14 protein-coding genes and 2 pseudogenes are annotated in these 16,880 nt (G+C 67.2%); 9 read left to right on the top strand and 7 right to left on the bottom strand.

Going from position 1 to position 16,880, the window contains the following annotated elements; genetic code table 11:
- Positions 1-8: 8 nt before the first annotated feature.
- Positions 9-68, top strand: a pseudogene (locus ACN0T5_RS18680) (hypothetical protein); the annotation flags it as partial.
- Between the two features lie 84 nt (positions 69-152).
- Here the strand turns inward: ACN0T5_RS18680 and ACN0T5_RS18685 are convergent.
- The 7 genes and pseudogenes from ACN0T5_RS18685 to hutI form a co-directional block, all read right to left on the bottom strand.
- Positions 153-545 (bottom strand): annotated as a pseudogene (locus ACN0T5_RS18685) (TRAP transporter large permease subunit); the annotation flags it as partial.
- A complete protein-coding gene (locus tag ACN0T5_RS18690; protein WP_417770128.1) occupies positions 545-1,069 on the bottom strand; it encodes a TRAP transporter small permease subunit in 525 nt (174 codons plus the stop codon). The gene ACN0T5_RS18690 and the pseudogene ACN0T5_RS18685, both read right to left, overlap by 1 nt.
- An 85-nt stretch (positions 1,070-1,154) precedes the next feature.
- Positions 1,155-2,252 carry a TRAP transporter substrate-binding protein gene (locus ACN0T5_RS18695; RefSeq protein ID WP_417770129.1) on the bottom strand — a complete coding sequence of 366 codons (1,098 nt, stop codon included), beginning with the start codon at positions 2,250-2,252 and terminating at the stop codon, positions 1,155-1,157.
- 80 nt (positions 2,253-2,332) lie between these two features.
- Positions 2,333-4,006 carry a urocanate hydratase gene (gene hutU / locus ACN0T5_RS18700; protein WP_417770130.1) on the bottom strand — a complete coding sequence of 558 codons (1,674 nt, stop codon included), beginning with the start codon at positions 4,004-4,006 and terminating at the stop codon, positions 2,333-2,335.
- Between the two features lie 14 nt (positions 4,007-4,020).
- Complete coding sequence (gene hutG / locus ACN0T5_RS18705) at positions 4,021-4,833, bottom strand: N-formylglutamate deformylase (RefSeq protein WP_417770131.1); 813 nt, start codon at positions 4,831-4,833, stop codon at positions 4,021-4,023.
- Positions 4,830-6,377, bottom strand: a complete 1,548-nt coding sequence (hutH, locus tag ACN0T5_RS18710; RefSeq protein ID WP_417770132.1) for a histidine ammonia-lyase — start codon at positions 6,375-6,377, stop codon at positions 4,830-4,832. Before hutH ends, hutG begins: the two co-directional genes overlap by 4 nt.
- Positions 6,377-7,561 (bottom strand): imidazolonepropionase, encoded by a 1,185-nt coding sequence (gene hutI, locus ACN0T5_RS18715; RefSeq protein ID WP_417770141.1) that lies wholly within the window; start codon positions 7,559-7,561, stop codon positions 6,377-6,379. Before hutI ends, hutH begins: the two co-directional genes overlap by 1 nt.
- 212 nt (positions 7,562-7,773) lie before the next feature.
- Between hutI and ACN0T5_RS18720 the strand changes: the two genes are divergently transcribed.
- The 8 genes from ACN0T5_RS18720 to ACN0T5_RS18755 all read left to right on the top strand — a co-directional run.
- Entirely contained in the window at positions 7,774-9,162 is a 1,389-nt protein-coding gene (locus tag ACN0T5_RS18720; protein WP_417770133.1) for a formimidoylglutamate deiminase, read from the top strand.
- Positions 9,159-9,908 (top strand): UTRA domain-containing protein, encoded by a 750-nt coding sequence (locus tag ACN0T5_RS18725; protein WP_417770134.1) that lies wholly within the window; start codon positions 9,159-9,161, stop codon positions 9,906-9,908. The genes ACN0T5_RS18720 and ACN0T5_RS18725 overlap by 4 nt, the downstream gene beginning before the upstream one ends.
- A gap of 215 nt (positions 9,909-10,123) precedes the next feature.
- Complete coding sequence (locus ACN0T5_RS18730; RefSeq protein ID WP_417770135.1) at positions 10,124-11,158, top strand: TRAP transporter substrate-binding protein; 1,035 nt, start codon at positions 10,124-10,126, stop codon at positions 11,156-11,158.
- 154 nt (positions 11,159-11,312) lie between these two features.
- The gene (locus tag ACN0T5_RS18735; RefSeq protein WP_417770136.1) at positions 11,313-12,581 is read left to right on the top strand and encodes a flavin-dependent oxidoreductase; all 1,269 of its coding nucleotides are present in this window, start codon (positions 11,313-11,315) and stop codon (positions 12,579-12,581) included.
- Position 12,582: 1 nt separating this feature from the next.
- On the top strand, positions 12,583-13,089 hold the full coding sequence (locus ACN0T5_RS18740) for a MarR family winged helix-turn-helix transcriptional regulator (RefSeq protein WP_417770137.1): 507 nt from the start codon (positions 12,583-12,585) through the stop codon (positions 13,087-13,089).
- 150 nt (positions 13,090-13,239) lie between these two features.
- Positions 13,240-15,366 carry a putative bifunctional diguanylate cyclase/phosphodiesterase gene (locus ACN0T5_RS18745; RefSeq protein ID WP_417770138.1) on the top strand — a complete coding sequence of 709 codons (2,127 nt, stop codon included), beginning with the start codon at positions 13,240-13,242 and terminating at the stop codon, positions 15,364-15,366.
- A 252-nt stretch (positions 15,367-15,618) separates the two neighbouring features.
- A complete protein-coding gene (locus ACN0T5_RS18750; protein ID WP_417770139.1) occupies positions 15,619-16,128 on the top strand; it encodes a hypothetical protein in 510 nt (169 codons plus the stop codon).
- Between the two features lie 49 nt (positions 16,129-16,177).
- The coding region (locus ACN0T5_RS18755; protein ID WP_417770140.1) for an imelysin family protein at positions 16,178-16,880 on the top strand (703 nt) is incomplete at its 3' end.

A 16,880-nucleotide genomic window follows, 5' to 3' on the forward strand; every position in this document is an offset into this window, starting at 1 on the left:
TCCCGACCATGCTGAGAACCCGCTACGACCCGAAGCCCGCCTCCGGCACCGTCTGCACCTCGGGCACGCTCGGCCAGATCATTCCGCCCTCGACGCTCCTGATCATTCTTTCCGATGTCATGTCGAACGCCTACCAGCAGGCGCAGTACGAGCAGGGCGATCATGCCCATCGCGACGACCGTCGCGCCGACAATGCCGGTCGAGGCGGCAAGCAAGGCGCCGACCAGCACGACGGAAATGCCGAGCCCGCCGCGCAGCGTGCCGAAGAGGCGCCCGGCGGTCTCCAGCAGGTCCTCCGCGATACGGCTTTTCTCGAGCACCACGCCCATGAAGACGAAGAGCGGAATGGCGATCAGCACGTCGTTGGTCATCAGCCCGAAGACGCGCTGGGCGAGCGCGCCGAGCAGGCTCATGTCGAACTGGCCGGTGAACCAGCCGAGGATGGCAAAGAGCGTGGCGATGCCGGCCAGCGTGAAGGAGACCGGGTAGCCGATCAGGATCGCCGCGATCAGGGCGGCGAACATCAGGAGGTCGAGCGGCAGCATCAGGCGGGCGTCCCGTCATTGGGGGAGGGCGCGGCGAAGCGTGCGAGATCGCGCAGCAGGCAGGCGAGGCCCTGGATGGCAAGCAACAGGCAGAAGGCCGGGATCAGCGATTTCAGCAGGAAGGACGCCGGAATGCCGCCGACCGAGATGGCGCCTTCCATGACCGACCAGGAATTCCTGACCGACGGCCACGACCACCAGGCGAGGATCGCCATCGACGGCAGCAGGAAGATCAGGGCACCCCCGGCATCGATGGCGGCGCGTCCGCGCCTTGCGGCCTTGGCGTAGAAGATGTCGACCCGCACATGCCCGTCGACGAGCAGCGTGTAGCCGGCGCCGAGCATGAACAGGGCGGAATGCATGTAGAGCACCCCCTCGTTCAGGAAGATGAAGCTGATGCCGTAGACATAGCGCAGCACGACGACGGCGAATTGCAGCAGCACCATGAAGAGCGCCAGCCAGCGCACCGTGGCGCCGACGGCGCGATTGACGAGGTCGAGCCTGTCGGCGAGGCGGTCGAGCACGGGCGGTCCTCTTATCGGGGCGTGAACGGGGGCAGGGCGACCGCGGGCCGTTTCCGGTCCGCGGTCCTCGTGAACAATGACCTTGTTAGTACTTGTAGTCCATGGCGCGGGCGTTCATCTGCCCGTTGTCGGCATAGGTCATGTAGGCCGAGACCGAGGCGCGGTAGGCAAGGAAGCTCTCGGTGATGCGGCGCACCAGCTCGTCGTCATTCTCGCGCAACTCGCCGATGACCTCGCCGGCGGCGTTGCCCATGGCGACGATCACGTCGTCCGGCAGCTTCTTGACCTGAACGCCCTGCTCGGCGACCAGCTTTTCCAGCGCCAGCGCGTGCTTGGTCGTGTATTCGGTCCAGACCGGGTTGTAGAGGCTCGAGCAGGCAACGCTGACGGCCTGCTGCAGGTCTTCCGGCAGGGCATCATAGGCGGCCTTGTTGACCGAGCATTCCTCGGCCGAGGAGGGCTCGCCGACGCCGGGCCAGTAGTAGTTCTTGGCAACCTGGTAGAAGCCGAGGGCCGAATCCGACCAGGGACCGATGAACTCGCCCGCGTCGAGCGCGCCCGACTGCAGCGCCTGGAACATGTCGCGCCCGCCCATCGCCTGCACGGCCATGCCGAGCTTGGCGCACATTTCCGAGGCAAGCCCGGTGGTGCGGAAGCGCAGGCCCTTCAGGTCGTCGACCGAGTTGATGTCGTTGCGGAACCAGCCGGCCCACTGCGGACCCGAGTTGCCGCACAGGAACGGCTTCAGGCCGAAGCGGCCATACATCTCGTCATAGAGCTCCTGTCCGCCGCCATGGGCGAGCCAGCCGAACTGCTCGTCGGCGCGCAGGCCGAAGGGCTGCGACCCGAACAAGAGGATGCCCTTGGACTTGGAGCCCCAGTAGGCGGGAACCGCGTGGTAGAGCTCGGCCGTGCCTTCGGCAACGGCATCGAACACGCCGTTGCCCGGCACCAGTTCGCCGGCGGCAAAGAGCTGCACCTCGATGCGCCCGCCCGACAGGGCGGTGATGCGGTCTGCCAGCATCTGGGCGGCGACGCCCGGACCGGGAAGGTTCTTCGGCCAGGCGGTGACCATCTTCCAGCGCCTGACGTCCTGGGCGATGGCCGGGGCAGCAAGGGTGGAAGCGGCGGCGGTGGCAACGGCGCCGACACCGGCGGTCTTCAGGAAATCACGTCTTTTCATGGTGCACGATCCTCTGGTTGGTCTTCGTTCACGTCTTCCATGGGGCGACACGCCCCGCAACGGCCTCTGGCCGCCCGTCCTCAGTTTCCAAGGATGGCGGGCAACCGCAGGCCGTGTTCCTTCGCGCAGTCGAGCGCGATCTCGTAGCCGGCATCGGCGTGACGCATCACCCCTGTCGCCGGATCGTTCCACAGCACCCGCTCGATGCGGCGGTCGGCGTCCTCGCTGCCATCGCAGCAGATCACCATGCCCGAATGCTGGGAAAAGCCCATGCCGACGCCGCCGCCATGATGCAGGCTGACCCAGGTGGCGCCGGAGGCGCAATTGAGCAGCGCGTTGAGCAGCGGCCAGTCGGACACCGCGTCCGAACCGTCCTTCATCGCTTCCGTCTCGCGGTTGGGCGAGGCGACGGAGCCGGAATCCAGATGATCGCGGCCGATGACGACGGGAGCCTTCAACTCGCCGTTCCTGACCATCTCGTTGAAGGCAAGGCCGAGCCGGTGGCGGTCGCCGAGACCCACCCAGCAGATGCGCGCCGGCAGACCCTGGAAGGCGATGCGCTCGCGCGCCATGTCGAGCCAGCGATGCAGGTGGGTGTTGTCGGGCAGCAGTTCGCGGACCTTGGCATCGGTCTTGTAGATATCCTCCGGATCGCCGGACAGCGCCGCCCAGCGGAACGGGCCGACGCCACGGCAGAAGAGCGGACGGATATAGGCGGGCACGAAGCCGGGGAAGGCGAAGGCGTTCTCAAGACCCTCCTCCAGCGCCACCTGGCGGATGTTGTTGCCATAATCGAGCGTCGGAACGCCCATGTTCCAGAAGTCGACCATCGCCGCCACATGCTCGCGCATCGAGGCGCGCGCCGCCTTCTCCACGGCCTTGGGGTCGCTCTCGCGCTTTGCCTCCCACTCGGCCATGGTCCACCCCTTCGGCAGGTAGCCGTTGATCGGGTCATGCGCCGAGGTCTGGTCGGTGACGATATCGGGCTTCACCCCGCGCCGAACCAGTTCGGGGAAGATGTCGGCGGCATTGCCGAGCAGGCCGACGGACTTGGCCTCGCCCGCCTTCGTCCAGCGCTCGATCATCTCCAGCGCTTCGTCGAGGGTTTCCGCCTTCTCGTCGACATAACGGGTGCGAAGGCGGAAATCGATGGAGTCCGGATTGCACTCGACGGCAAGGCAGCAGGCGCCGGCCATGACAGCGGCGAGCGGCTGGGCGCCGCCCATGCCGCCAAGGCCGCCGGTGAGGATCCACTTGCCCTTGAGCGAGCCGCCGTAATGCTGGCGGCCGGCCTCGACGAAGGTCTCATAGGTGCCCTGCACGATGCCCTGGCTGCCGATATAGATCCACGAGCCGGCGGTCATCTGGCCGTACATCATCAGCCCGGCCTTATCGAGCGTGTTGAAGTGGTCCCAGTTGGCCCAGTGCGGGACGAGGTTGGAATTGGCGATCAGCACGCGCGGCGCGTCCTTGTGGGTGCGGAAGACGCCGACCGGCTTGCCCGACTGGACGACCAGGGTTTCGGTCTCTTCCAGGTCGCGCAGGGTGGCGACGATGCGGTCGAAATCGTCCCAGGTGCGCGCCGCCCGGCCGATGCCGCCATAGACGACGAGCTCGTGCGGCTTCTCGGCGACGTCCGGATCGAGATTGTTCATCAGCATCCGCAAGGGGGCTTCGGTCAGCCACGACTTGGCGGTGATCCCGGTGCCGGTGGCGGCCCGCACGGTGCGGGCATTGTGACGGGGATTGGTCATGGGTTTCCTCCGGATCAGAGCTTGCCGTCGAGCGCCAGGCGCTCCAGACGGGTGAGAAGGGTCTTCAGATGGGCGCGCAAGGGGGCGGCCTTCGCCGCGTCATAGGCAAAGGGCGCGGTTTCGCTGGCCAGATGGGTCGACTGGGCGAGCTCCATCTGGATGGCGTGGACATTGTCGGCCGGCCGGCCGTAGTGGCGCGTCGTCCAGCCGCCCTTGAACCGGCCGTTGAGCACGCTGGAATAACCCTTGGCCCCGCCGCAGACATCGACGGCAGCCTGCTGGATCAGCGCATGGCAGGTCTCCCCGCCATTGGTGCCGATGTTGAAATCAGGTAGTTTGCCGGCAAACAGGAACGAGATATGCGAGCGGATCGAGTGGCAATCGTAGAGGATCGCCACCCCGTGGATCGCCTTCACCCGCGCGATCTCGGCGGCGAGCGCCGCGTGATAGGGCGCGTGGAAGGCCTCGCGCCGGGCGGCGATGTCTTCGGCCGTCGGCGCTTCGCCGTCCTTCCAGATCGGGTCGCCGTCGAAGTCGGTCTCCGGCACCAGCCCGGTCGTGTTCTGCCCCGGATAGAGGCTGGCGCCGGCAGGGTCCCGGTTGGCGTCGACACAATAGCGGTGAAAGGTGGCGCGCACGCTGGTCGCATCGTCGAGCAGGCCGTCATAGAGCGTGTGGATGTGCCAGTCCGTGTCGGCAAGCTCGAGCCCGCGCGCATTGAGCCGCGCGGCGACCTCGTCGGGCACATGGGTGCCGGTATGCGGCAGGCCGAGGATGACGGGGCTGGTGCCCTGCCGGATCTCGACGGGAGGCATGGCTGGGGTCATGCGGCCTCTCCCAGCGTGATCAGGGTCTCGGCGCTGGCGGCGGCGACCAGCTCGCGGCTGGTGACAAGACGGGCCGCAAGTTCCAGGTCGGGCGCCATGTAGCGGTCGACCTTCAACTCGGCGACATGCTCGCGCAACCGGGCGATGACGGCCGCGAGCGGCGCGCTCGTTGCAAGCGGGGCGCGGTGCTCGATGCCCTCGGCCGCGCAGAGCAGTTCGACGCCGAGAATGACAGCGAGATTGGCGTTCATGCGGACGAGCCGCCGGGCGCCATGGGCGGCCATGGAGACGTGGTCTTCCTGGTTGGCGCTGGTGGGCGTGGAATCGGTCGAGCAGGGATGGGCGAGATGCTTGTTCTCGCTCATCAATGCCGCTGTCGTCACCTCGGCGATCATCATGCCGGAATTGAGCCCGGGGTCGCGGGCGAGAAACGGCGGCAGGTCGAAGGACAGCGTCGGATCGACCATCAGGGCCACCCGGCGCTGGGCGATGGCGCCGAGTTCGGCGATGGCGAGCGCGATTTGGTCGGCGGCAAACGCCACCGGCTCGGCGTGGAAATTGCCGCCCGAGACGATGCGGCCCTCGTCGATCAGCACCAGCGGATTGTCGGTCGCCGCATTCGCCTCGATCTCCAGCGTCCGCCCGGCCATGCGCAGCAGGTCGACGCAGGCGCCCGCCACCTGCGGCTGGCAGCGGATGCAATAGGGATCCTGCACGCGGCTGTCGCCGGTGCGGTGGCTCTCGCGGATCTGCGACCCGTCCATCAGCCCCCGCATGGCGCTCGCCACCTCGATCTGGCCGCGATGGCCGCGCAGCGCGTGGATTTCCGCCAGCAGGGGAGCAGTGGAGCCCATGATCGCATCGGTCGAAAGGCTCGCGGTGACCAGCGTCGCTTCCGCCAGCCGCCAGGCTGTGAACAGCCCGACAAGGGCGCAGGCGGTGGAGAACTGCGTGCCGTTGATGAGGCCGAGGCCTTCCTTGGGGCCGAGCACGACGGGCGCGAGCCCGGCCTGCTCCAATGCTGCCGCGCCCGGCATGCGGGTGCCCCCGAACTCCGCCTCGCCTTCGCCGATCAGGACGGCGGTCATGTGGGCGAGCGGGGCAAGGTCGCCCGACGCGCCGACCGAGCCCTGCGCCGGGACGACCGGCGTGACACCGCGCGCAAGGCAGGCCTCGATGAGTTCCATGACCTCGAACCGCACGCCCGACGCGCCGCGCCCGAGAGACAGGAGCTTCAGCGCCATCATCAGGCGGGTTGTTGCGGTATCGAGCGCCTCGCCGACGCCGCAGCAATGGGAGAGGATGAGATTGCGCTGCAGCGTCGCCGTGTCACCGGGGGCGATCTTGACGCTGGCCAGTTTTCCGAAACCGGTGTTGACGCCGTAGACGGCTTCCTCGCCGCGCGCGGCGTCCGCCACCCGGGCGGCGGCCATGTCGATGGCGGGCCTTGCGGCGCGGTCGACGCTGACGGCCAGCTCCTCGCGGTAGACGCGTTCGAGGTCGGCGAGCGTCACGTTGCCCGGCGTGAGGGTGAGGGCACTCATCATGCGGTTCCCGGTATGCTTTGGTGTGAGATGCGCTCGAAAAGCGGGTTGAAGCCGATGCGGTAGGTGAGTTCGGCCGGGGCAGCGACGTCCCACACGGCAAGGTCGGCGATCTTGCCCTCTTCCAGCGTGCCGAGATCGGCGGCAAGCCCGAGCGCGCGCGCCGCCTCGCGGGTGACGCCGGCAAGGCATTCCTCCGGTGTCAGGCGGAACAGGGTCGCGCCCATGTTCAGGGTGAGCAAGAGCGAGGTCATTGGCGAGGAGCCGGGATTGCAGTCGGTGGCAAGCGCGATCGGAACGCCGGCGGCGCGCAGGGCCGCGACCGGCGGGGCCTGCGTCTCGCGCAAGGTATAGAAGGCGCCGGGCAGCAGCACGGCGACGGTGCCGGACGCGGCCATCGCGTCGACGCCGTCCTGGCCCAGATATTCCAGGTGGTCGGCGGACAGCGCGCCATGGCTGGCGGCAAGTTTCGCGCCGCCGAGATCGGAGAGCTGTTCGGCATGCAGCTTGACCGGCAGGCCGAGCGCCTTGGCCTTCTCGAAGACCTGCGCCATCTCCTGCGGCGAGAAGGCGATGCCCTCGCAAAAGCCGTCGACCGCGTCGACGAGGCCGGCGGCATGGGCCTCCTCGAGGCCGGGCAGGGCCACGTCGTCGAGATAGGCCTGCGGACGGCCCTTGTATTCGGCCGGCACCGCGTGGGCGGCAAGCCAGGAGGTGACGACGCGGATGTTGCGCTCGCGTCCCAGTCGGCGGGCAGCACGCAGCATCCGGATCTCGTCGGCGGCGGTGAGTCCGTAGCCGGACTTGATCTCGATGGTGGTGACGCCCTCGCGGATCAGCGCATCGAGCCGGGGCAGGGCCGAGGCGACGAGATCGTCCTCGCTGGCCGCGCGGGTCGCGGTGACGGTGGAGACGATGCCGCCGCCGGCGCGAGCCACTTCCTCGTAGCTTGCGCCCTTGAGACGCAGTTCGAACTCGTTGGCGCGGTTGCCGCCATGAACGATATGGGTGTGGCAGTCGATCAGGCCGGGCGTGACGAGCCGGCCGCCGAGCGACCGCTTCGGCCAGTCGGCACAGGCTGCGGGAAGCGCGGCGGCGGGACCTGCATGGGCGATGCGACCGTCGGCGCCAACGGCAAGCGCCGCGTCCTCGACAAGGCCGTAGTCGGCCCCGCCGGCGCGCATGGTGGCGAGCCGGATGTCGACGAGCACGAACGGCGCCTGCACTCCGGATGCGGATCCGGACAGGCTGGCTCGGTCGTTGCCGATGGTTGCTCCGGGCATGGCCCCTCCCAAGGCTGACAATGATGCGATGGTCCGAAAAATGTCGGAATATGTGTTTGTTTAATTACGATATGTATGTACATAATTGTCAATCTCAAAAATGAGGCGGACGGATGAGGATTTGGGCGGAGACGGCCCTGGTGGCCGGAAAGTGGGCGGAAAAGGTCAGCGTCGAGGTCGACGTGGACGGGCGGATCGGCACGGTTTCCCAAGGGGTTGACCGGGAGACGGCGGCGGCCGACCGGCATGTTTCGATCCTGTTGCCCGCCGCCGCGAACCTGCACAGCCACGCCTTCCAGCGGGCGATGGCGGGTCTGAGCGAGCGGCGCGGCCCCAATGCCGAAGTGACGGGTGCGCACGACACGTTCTGGACCTGGCGCGAGATCATGTACCGCTTCCTCGGGGCCTTCACGCCCGAGACGATCGAGGACGTTGCCGCCTTCGTGCAGATGGAGATGCTGGAGGCGGGCTATTCCGCTTCCGCCGAGTTCCACTACGTGCACAACCAGGCGGACGGCACGCCCTATGCAGACCCGGCCGAACTGTCGCGCAGGATTGCCGGCGCGGCGCGGCGTTCCGGCATCGGTCTGACGCTGCTGCCGGTCTATTACACCACCGGCGGGCTCGACCGGCGGCCGCTTGCCGGCGGACAGAAGCGCTTCGGGTCCGATCTCGACGGCTTCGCCCGGATTGTCGAGGGGGCGGAGGATGCGGTTGCCGGCCTTGCCTCCGACGCCCGGCTCGGGATCGCCCCGCATTCCCTGCGCGCCGTGCCGGCGGAGGATCTTGCCCATGTGGCGGCCTTGCGCCCGGACGCGCCCTTGCACATGCATATCGCCGAGCAGACCGGCGAGATCGAGGAAGTGCTGGCCGCCTATGGCCGGCGCCCGGTCGAGTGGCTGTTCGACAACCACGCGGTCGATGCCCGCTGGTGCCTCATCCACTGCACCCACCTGACGGACGGCGAGCGCCGGGCGATCGCGACAAGCGGCGCGGTGGCGGGCCTCTGCCCGATCACCGAATCGAGCCTCGGCGACGGCATTTTCGACGGGGCGAACTACCTCGCCGAAGGCGGGACGCTTGGCATCGGCTCGGATTCCAACATCCGCATCGCGCTTTCAGAAGAGCTCAGGACGCTCGAATATTCGCAGCGCCTGCGCGACCGGCACCGCGCCGTGCTGGCCACGCCCGACCGCTCCTGCGGGCGGCGGCTCTATGACGAGGCGCTTGCGGGCGGGGCAAGGGCGCTCGGCCGCGACAGCGGCGCCATCCGCCCCGGCGCCGTCGCCGATCTCGTCGCGCTCGATGCCGGCGCGCTGCATCTGGAAGGGCTTTCCGGCGACACGCTGCTCGATGCCTGGATCTTCGCCGGCGACGACCGGCTGGTCGCCGATGTCTGGTCGGCCGGCCGTCATCTGGTGAAAGGCGGCCGTCACATCGCCCGCGAGGAGATCGAGGCGGGTTATCGCCGCGCCATGAAGAGCCTGAGGCGAAGCCTTTGACGCGGGCGCCGACCACGACGGACGATGGTGCGGCGGAGGCGGTTGCCGGGGCTCGCGTGCCGATCTCTTTTCGCACCATCAAGGCCGAGATCCTCAAGCGCATTCATGCCCGGGTGTGGCAACCGGGAGAGCTGATCCCCGGTGAGGAGGATCTGGCGCGCGAGTTCGGCTGCGCTCGCGTCACGGTCAACCGGGCGCTTCGGGAACTGGCCGAAATCGGCATCATCGAACGCAAGCGCCGGGCCGGCACGCGCATCGCCGAGCATCCCTTGCGCGAGGCGCGGCTGGAGATCCCGGTGGTGCGCGTCGAGGTGGAGGCGCGCGGCGCCCAGTACCGCTTCTCGATCCTCAGCCGCAAGCGCATGGAGGCGCCCGAGCCGGTGCGCGCCCGGCTCGACCTTCCGGCGGATGCGGACATGCTGCATGTGCGCTGCCTGCATTTCGCCGACAACCGGCCCTGGCAGTTCGAGGACCGCTGGATCCATCTCGCCGCGGTTCCGGATATCGCGCAGGAAAGCTTCGCGACACTGAGCCCGAACGAGTGGCTGGTGAAGAACGCACCCTTTTCGGAAATGGAGATCGGTCTCAGCGCGGCGGCCGCAAATGCCGAGGAGGCCGCGCTGCTCGCCCTGGAGCGCGGCACGCCGCTCTTCGTCTTCGAGCGCACCACCTGGCTGCTCGACCAGGCGATCACCTACGTCCGCATGCTGCATCCCCCGGGTTACCGGATGGTCTCGCGGTTCTGAGGGGCGGGCGGTTCGAGACTGCCCGTTGACGTTCGCGCTTTCGCCGGCATAATCGTTTACATAATAAACGAACTTGCGCGATCCGCCGGGAGGAGCCGGGGCGTCGGGCGGGACAAAAGAGACGGGAAGTGAGGGGCTTGACCCGGTTCGCGAATGACCGGCAGGCTGCAACCGTGCGGCGCGCTGGCGCCCCTCGGACATCTTGGGAGGATCACATGCTTCGACTGAAAACGCTTGCCGCCGCCGCAACGGCGCTGGCCTGTGCCGGCATCGCGCCGGCGCTCGCCCAGGAGGTGACGCTGCGCGTCCATCACTTCCTGCCGGCCCCCGCGCCCGTGCCGAAGAACTTCATCACGCCCTGGGCGGAAAAGGTGATGGCCGACAGCGGCGGGCGCATCAAGGTCGAGGTCTATCCGGCCATGCAGCTCGGCGGCACGCCGCCTTCGCTCTACGACCAGGCCAAGGACGGCGTCGTCGACATCGTCTGGACGCTGCCGGGTTACACGCCGGGTCGTTTCCCGGGAACCGAAGCCTTCGAGCTGCCGTTCATGGCGGCCAAGGCCGAGCCGACCAGCCAGGCTTTCTGGGACTTCTACGAGAAATATCTCAAGGACGAGTTCAAGGACGTCAAGCCGATCGCCGTGCATGTGCACGGACCCGGCCTGCTGCACGTCAAGGGCGAGGGCGTTGCCAGTCTGGAGGACATGAACGGGCTGAAGCTGCGCGGTCCGACGCGCCAGACCAACGCGCTGCTCGGTGCGCTCGGCGCGACGCCGGTCGGCATGCCGGTGCCGGCGATGCCCGAGGCCCTGTCGAAGGGCGTCATCGACGGCACGGTGGTGCCCTGGGAGGTGACGACGCCGCTGAAGGTGGCCGAACTCGTCGGCAGCCACACCGATTTCGAGGGCACGCGCGGCCTCTACACGGCGACCTTCGTTTTCGCGATGAACCAGGCGAAATACGACAGCCTGCCGGACGACCTGAAAAAGGTGATCGACGCCAATTCCGGTCGCGAGATGTCGAAATGGGTCGGCCGGGTCATGGACGAAGGCGACCTGCCGGGCATCAAGGCGGCGGAAACGGCCGGCAACACGATCCGCAAGCTGCCGCAGGCCGAAGTCGAGCGCTGGAAGGCGGCGGCGGATCCGGTCGTCGAGGCCTGGATCGCGGAAGTCTCGGCCAAGGGCTATGACGGCAAGGCCATGGTCGAGGACGCCAAGGCGATGATTGCCAAATACGCCGGCGAATAGGCCTTTATCGATACCGCGCCGGCCTTGGCGCCGGCGCGGGTCCGGCAACGATCCGAACGACATTCCAGCATCCGGCCCGTCCGGCTCCGCCCTCGCCGGTCGACGGCGGAGCCATGCCGGCCCGCAACGGGCCGGACAATGGGGACACAAGACCATGACCGTACTCGTCGCCGGTGCCGGCATCGCCGGCCTGACCCTTGCCCTCAGCCTGCACCGGATCGGCGTGCCGGTGCGCGTCTTCGAGGCAGTCCGGGAAATCCGCCCGCTCGGTGTCGGCATCAACCTGCAGCCGCACGCGGTGCGCGAGCTCGACGATTTGGGACTGCTCGGCGGGCTCGACGCGATCGGTCTCAGGACGCAGGAGGTCGCCTATTTCTCCAGCCACGGCCAACCGGTCTGGTCGGAGCCGCGCGGCCTGGGCGCGGGGTATGCCTGGCCGCAATTCTCGATCCATCGCGGCAAGCTGCAGATGCTGTTGCTGGAGGCGGCGCGCGAGCGGCTCGGCGCGGATGCGGTCACCTGCGGGCGTGCCGTCGCGGCCTGGCGCGAGAGCGGCGAAGGCGTCGAGATCGACCTTGTCGACCGCGAGACGGGCCTTGGCGCCGGCACGGTTGCCGGTTCGCTGTTCGTTGCGGCCGACGGCATCCACTCGTCGGCGCGTGCCGCACTTTATCCGGACGAGGGCCTGCCCGTTTGGGGCGGCATCGTCATGTGGCGCGGCGTGACGCGGGGCCCGCGCTTTCTCACCGGCCGCTCCATGGCGATGACCGGCTGCAAGCCGCGCAAGTTCGTTTGCTACCCGATCGAGGACATCGAGCTTGATGACGGCAGCCCGGGTGCGGTGATCAACTGGATTGCCGACCTGAGGATGCCGGAAGACCATGCCTGGCGGCGCGAGGACTGGAACCGGCCCGGGGATCCGGCTGATTTCCTGCCGCGTTTCGATGCCTGGAATTTCGACTGGCTCGACATTCCCGCCGTGATCCGCGGCGCCGAGCACATCTTCGAGTATCCGATGGTCGACCGCGACCCGCTGCCGCGCTGGACCCACGGCCGGATGACGCTGATGGGCGATGCCGCCCATCCGATGTATCCGATCGGCTCCAACGGCGCGAGCCAGGCGATCCTCGACGCACGCGTGCTGACCCGCGAGATCCTGGCGCGGGGAACCGCTCCCGGCGCGCTCGCCGCCTATGAGGCGGAACGGCGCCCGGCGACGGCGGCCATCGTGCTGGCCAATCGCGCCGACGGTCCGGACAAGGTGCTGGACGTGGTCGAGGAACGCGCGCCGCACGGCTTTGCCAACATTGATGATGTGCTGTCGCGCGAGGAAATGGTGGAGACCGCCTCGCTCTACAAGCGTCTTGCCGGGTTCGATGTCGAGGCGCTCAACGCCCGCCCGCCGATCGTCCCGGCAATCTGAGATGGGTGACCGGCAGCGAGCGGAACCGGGTGCGGGGGGAGACACCGAGGGGCTGCGCGATGATCTCGACTACGGATGCCTCAACGATCTTGTCGGTCATCTCCTGCGCCACGCCTTCCTGCGCGGCCAACAGGTCTTTGCCGAGGTCTTCTCCGGCAAGGCCCTGACGCCGCTGCAGTTCATGGTGCTGGAACTGGTCGACCGCAATGAGGGGATCACTCATGGCGACGTCGCCGCGGCGATGTCCTGCGCGCCGTCGGTTCTGACGACCGCGCTGAAACCGTTGACCGCGTCGGGCATGCTCGAGCAGGTCACCGTTGCCGGCGACCGGCGCAGGGTCGCCTACCGGCTTTCACCGGCCGGCCGTGACCGGTTTCTCAACCTCAGATCGCTGATCGGGACGGCCGAGGACCGTCTGCTCGATGGTCTGGCGGAGGATGAGCGAGCGGCCCTGGCGAGAATCTTGAGGCGGATATCTGGAAGAAATTCGCAATTGCGAAATAACTGATAGCGAAACGTTAAATCCTTTCGTGCATCATGTGATAACCCGCAAGAGGCGTTGCTTAGCCAGTGTCCTTCCACGTTTTGCGCGGTTCGATCGCTAACACTCGTGCGATCCGTCGAAGGATGGTTGCATGACTGCCGAGGTTGACCTGTCTTGCTCGACGTCATCGCCTGTATAGCAACAGACCACAATCCGGTGCTGGTCGTGCTTGCCGCCGCGATCTGCGTGCTCGGCGCGTGGATCAGCTTCCGGCTGTTTCAGCGCGCACGCGATACGATTGGCCTGACGCGCGCCGGCTGGCTGTTCCTGACCGGCATGGCCGCGGGCTCCTCGATCTGGTGCACCCATTTTGTCGCGATGCTTGCCTACCAGACCCAGGCGGCAGTCTATTTCGATCCGACACTGACCATCCTCTCGTTGTTCCTGGCCATTGCCGGCAGCGCTGCCGGGTTCGGCCTGGCGGTCAGCGGCTGGTTTCGTCTCGCCCCGGAGGCCGGCGGCGCGGTGATCGGCCTGGCCATCGCCGGCATGCATTATCTCGGCATGGCAGGATACCATGTCGATGGACTGATCCACTGGAACCCCGGTTTCGTCGTCGCGTCGGTGATCGGGAGCGTGCTTTTCGGCATGCTTGCCATCAACCGCTCGATGCGACCTGCCACCGTCTGGTGCCGTCACGGTGCCAAGACCGCCTTTGTCGTCGGCATCGTCGTCCTGCATTTCACCGGCATGACGGCAATCGAGGTGACACCCCTGCGTCCGGTGCTGACACCTGGAACCGACCAGCTCTGGGCGCTCGCCCTCTCGGTCGCCGGCGTCGGCACGATGGTGATCGGTATGGGCATCGTGACCGCCCTGATCGACCACCGCACCCGGGCCCTTGCCGATGCGGATCTCCTGCGGATCGCGGAATACGATCCGCTGACCGATCTGGGCAACCGGTCCCTGTTCGCCCGCGAACTCGATGAAGGCTGCATCTGGGCCGATGCCAACGATGCCCGGCTCTGCCTTGTGCTTGTGGACCTCGACGACTTCCAGGCAATCAACGACCTGCGCGGCCACACGGCCGGCGATGCCTTCCTTCAGGCGCTGGGCACGCGCATCCTCAAGGGGTTGCTCCCCGGCGAGGCGGCAATGCGGATCGGCGGCGATGAATTTGCGCTGATCAAGCGGCTCGAGAGCAAGGCTGACTTGCAGCTGTTTCTCGACAGGCTCGACGGGCTGTTCCGCTCGCCTGTACGTGCCTCGGGAACCGTTCTGTCATGCTCCGCCGGCATCGGTGTGGCGATCTATCCCGAACACGGGCTGTCGGTCTCCGATCTCCTGGCCAATGCGGGCATGGCGCTGGCCCGTGCCAAGCTCGACAGGCTCGAGCGCACCCAGTTCTGCGACAGCGTCATGGATCAGGCGGAGCGTCGGGGGCGCGAGCTGGCGCTCTCCCTGCGCGGGGCCATGGACCGAAACGAATTCACGCTCTTCTTCCAGCCGCAGATGGACCTGGAAACCGGCGTTTTTTCGGGCGCCGAGGCGCTGCTGCGCTGGATACATCCCGAACATGGCGCGGTTTCCCCGGCGGTCTTCATCCCGATTGCCGAGGAGAATGGCCAGATCATCGCCATTGGCGACTGGGTGCTGATGCAGGCCTGCCGGCAGGCCGCCTCGTGGTCGCAACCGATCAAGGTCGCGGTCAACATTTCCGCAGTCCAGCTGCGCCAGCGCAATCTCGCCGAGCGAATTTCCGAGATCCTCAAGGAGACGGGCCTCGAGCCTGCCCGCCTTGAGGTCGAGGTGACGGAATCCTCGTTCATGGCGGACCTCGACCTGAGCCTTGCCGTTCTTCGTCAGATCCAGAGCCTGGGCGTGTCGATCGCGCTGGACGATTTTGGCGCCGGATATTCGGCACTGGCAAGCCTCAGGCTCTATCCGTTCGACAGGATCAAGCTGGATCGGGGTTTCACCTCCGACCTCGCCACTTCCGACGAAGCGCGCGCCATCGTTCATTCCGTGCTGATGCTGGGCCAGTCGCTCGGCACCCCGGTGCTTGCCGAGGGCGTTGAGACGGACGAGCAGCTCGTCTTCCTGCAAGGGGCCGGATGCCGCACGATCCAGGGCTTTCTCTTCTCCCGGCCGGTTCCGGCCGGCGATCTGCTCAAGCTGATGCTTGCGGCCCCCCCGCCGGTTGCCGGCGTGCTGGAGGGAACCCGGCAGGCACTGCTTGCAACCAACACCTCCGCCGCCGCGCATGCACGGTCCCTGATCGTCGGCGCGGGCCGAGGTTGACCGCACCGGCGGCCTATCGGGGCGCCGCGTCAGGCGGTCGCGGCAGAATGCCTCCCGGGTTGGCTGCGTGTCGCAAAGTCCTGAAAATGCAGAAACATGACTTGAATAATCCAGTTTAGAGTTTTTCTAATATATTGATTTTGCTGGAATAATAACTTGACTATCAAACTCCGATTATAGTTAGTTCGGCCATGGCCGCATTGGCCTTCCCTTTGATGACGGGACCTTGACCCCTGTCGATTGGAGGTTGACGTGACCGGAACTGACCAAGCCCGCACCGATGATCCGGCGCGGGGTGCGGAGGCCGAGCACCTCGTCGTCGAGGGGTTGCGGCGCTGGCTTGCCGGATATCAGTCGGGCAGCATCGAATGCTGGGAAATGGCCTGGACCCTTTATGTGGGCCGGCTCGGGGTGACCCGTGCGCGCCATGCCGTGTCCGGGCTATCCGCCTTTGCCCGGGCGCTGAACGGCTGGGCCAAATGCGGCCTGTCGGTTCTGCCCTATGACTGCCCGCATCGCGGTGCCCACGAGTGTCTGGCGGTTGCGCTTGTTGCCGCCTGGCAGCGCGGCGACCGCGAGACCGCGACCAACATTGCCGAGGAACTGGTGATCGCCGGCGGACTGCCTTTCACGCTGGAGGCGGCCGCGAATTTTGCCGACACGTTGCGCCGGCTCGATCTGGTCCTTCCCGACCACCCCTGTCTTGCCTGTCCGCACGGACAACGGCTTGCCACCCACGAGGCATCGGCCACGCGCCATTAGGGATCCGCCCCTTGAGCCTTTCACACACTTCAAACGAGGACCGACACCGATGAACAAGACCCTTCTGCTGGCAACGCTCGCCGGCATCGCGCTGATGCCCGCCACCCATGCGAAGGCCGTCGAGGGCGGCGCTGTCGTCAAGACCTATGGCGACATCGCCGAGGCGGCCTATGCCGATTCGCTCAACGCCGCGCGCAACCTGTCCGCCGCCGTCGACGCGCTGGTCGCCAAGCCGAATGACGAGACGCTGGGCGCCGCGCGCCAGGCCTGGATCGCCGCCCGCCGGCCCTATCAGCAGACGGAGGTCTACCGCTTCGGCAATGCCATCGTCGATGACTGGGAAGGCAAGGTGAACGCCTGGCCGCTGGACGAGGGCCTGATCGACTATGTCGATGCCGGCTACGGCGCCGACAATCCGGAGAACCCGTTCTACACGGCCAATGTCATTGCCAACCCGAAGCTCTCGGTCGGCGGGCGCGAGATCGACGCCACCGAAATCACCCCGGAGTTGCTGGCCGGGGAGCTGCAGGAAGCCGGCGAGATCGAGGCCAACGTGGCGACCGGCTACCATGCGGTCGAGTTCCTGCTCTGGGGGCAGGACCTGAACGGGACCGGCAAGGGCGCCGGCAACCGCCCGGCAAGCGACTTCGACACCGCCAACTGCACCGGCGGCAATTGCGAGCGCCGCGCGGCCTATCTGAAGGCGGCGGCCGCGCCCCTCATTGCCGACCTCACCGAGGGGGGCGGGGCCT

It is taken from the genome of Stappia sp. (assembly GCF_048261845.1).
Taxonomy (GTDB): Bacteria; Pseudomonadota; Alphaproteobacteria; order Rhizobiales; family Stappiaceae; genus Stappia.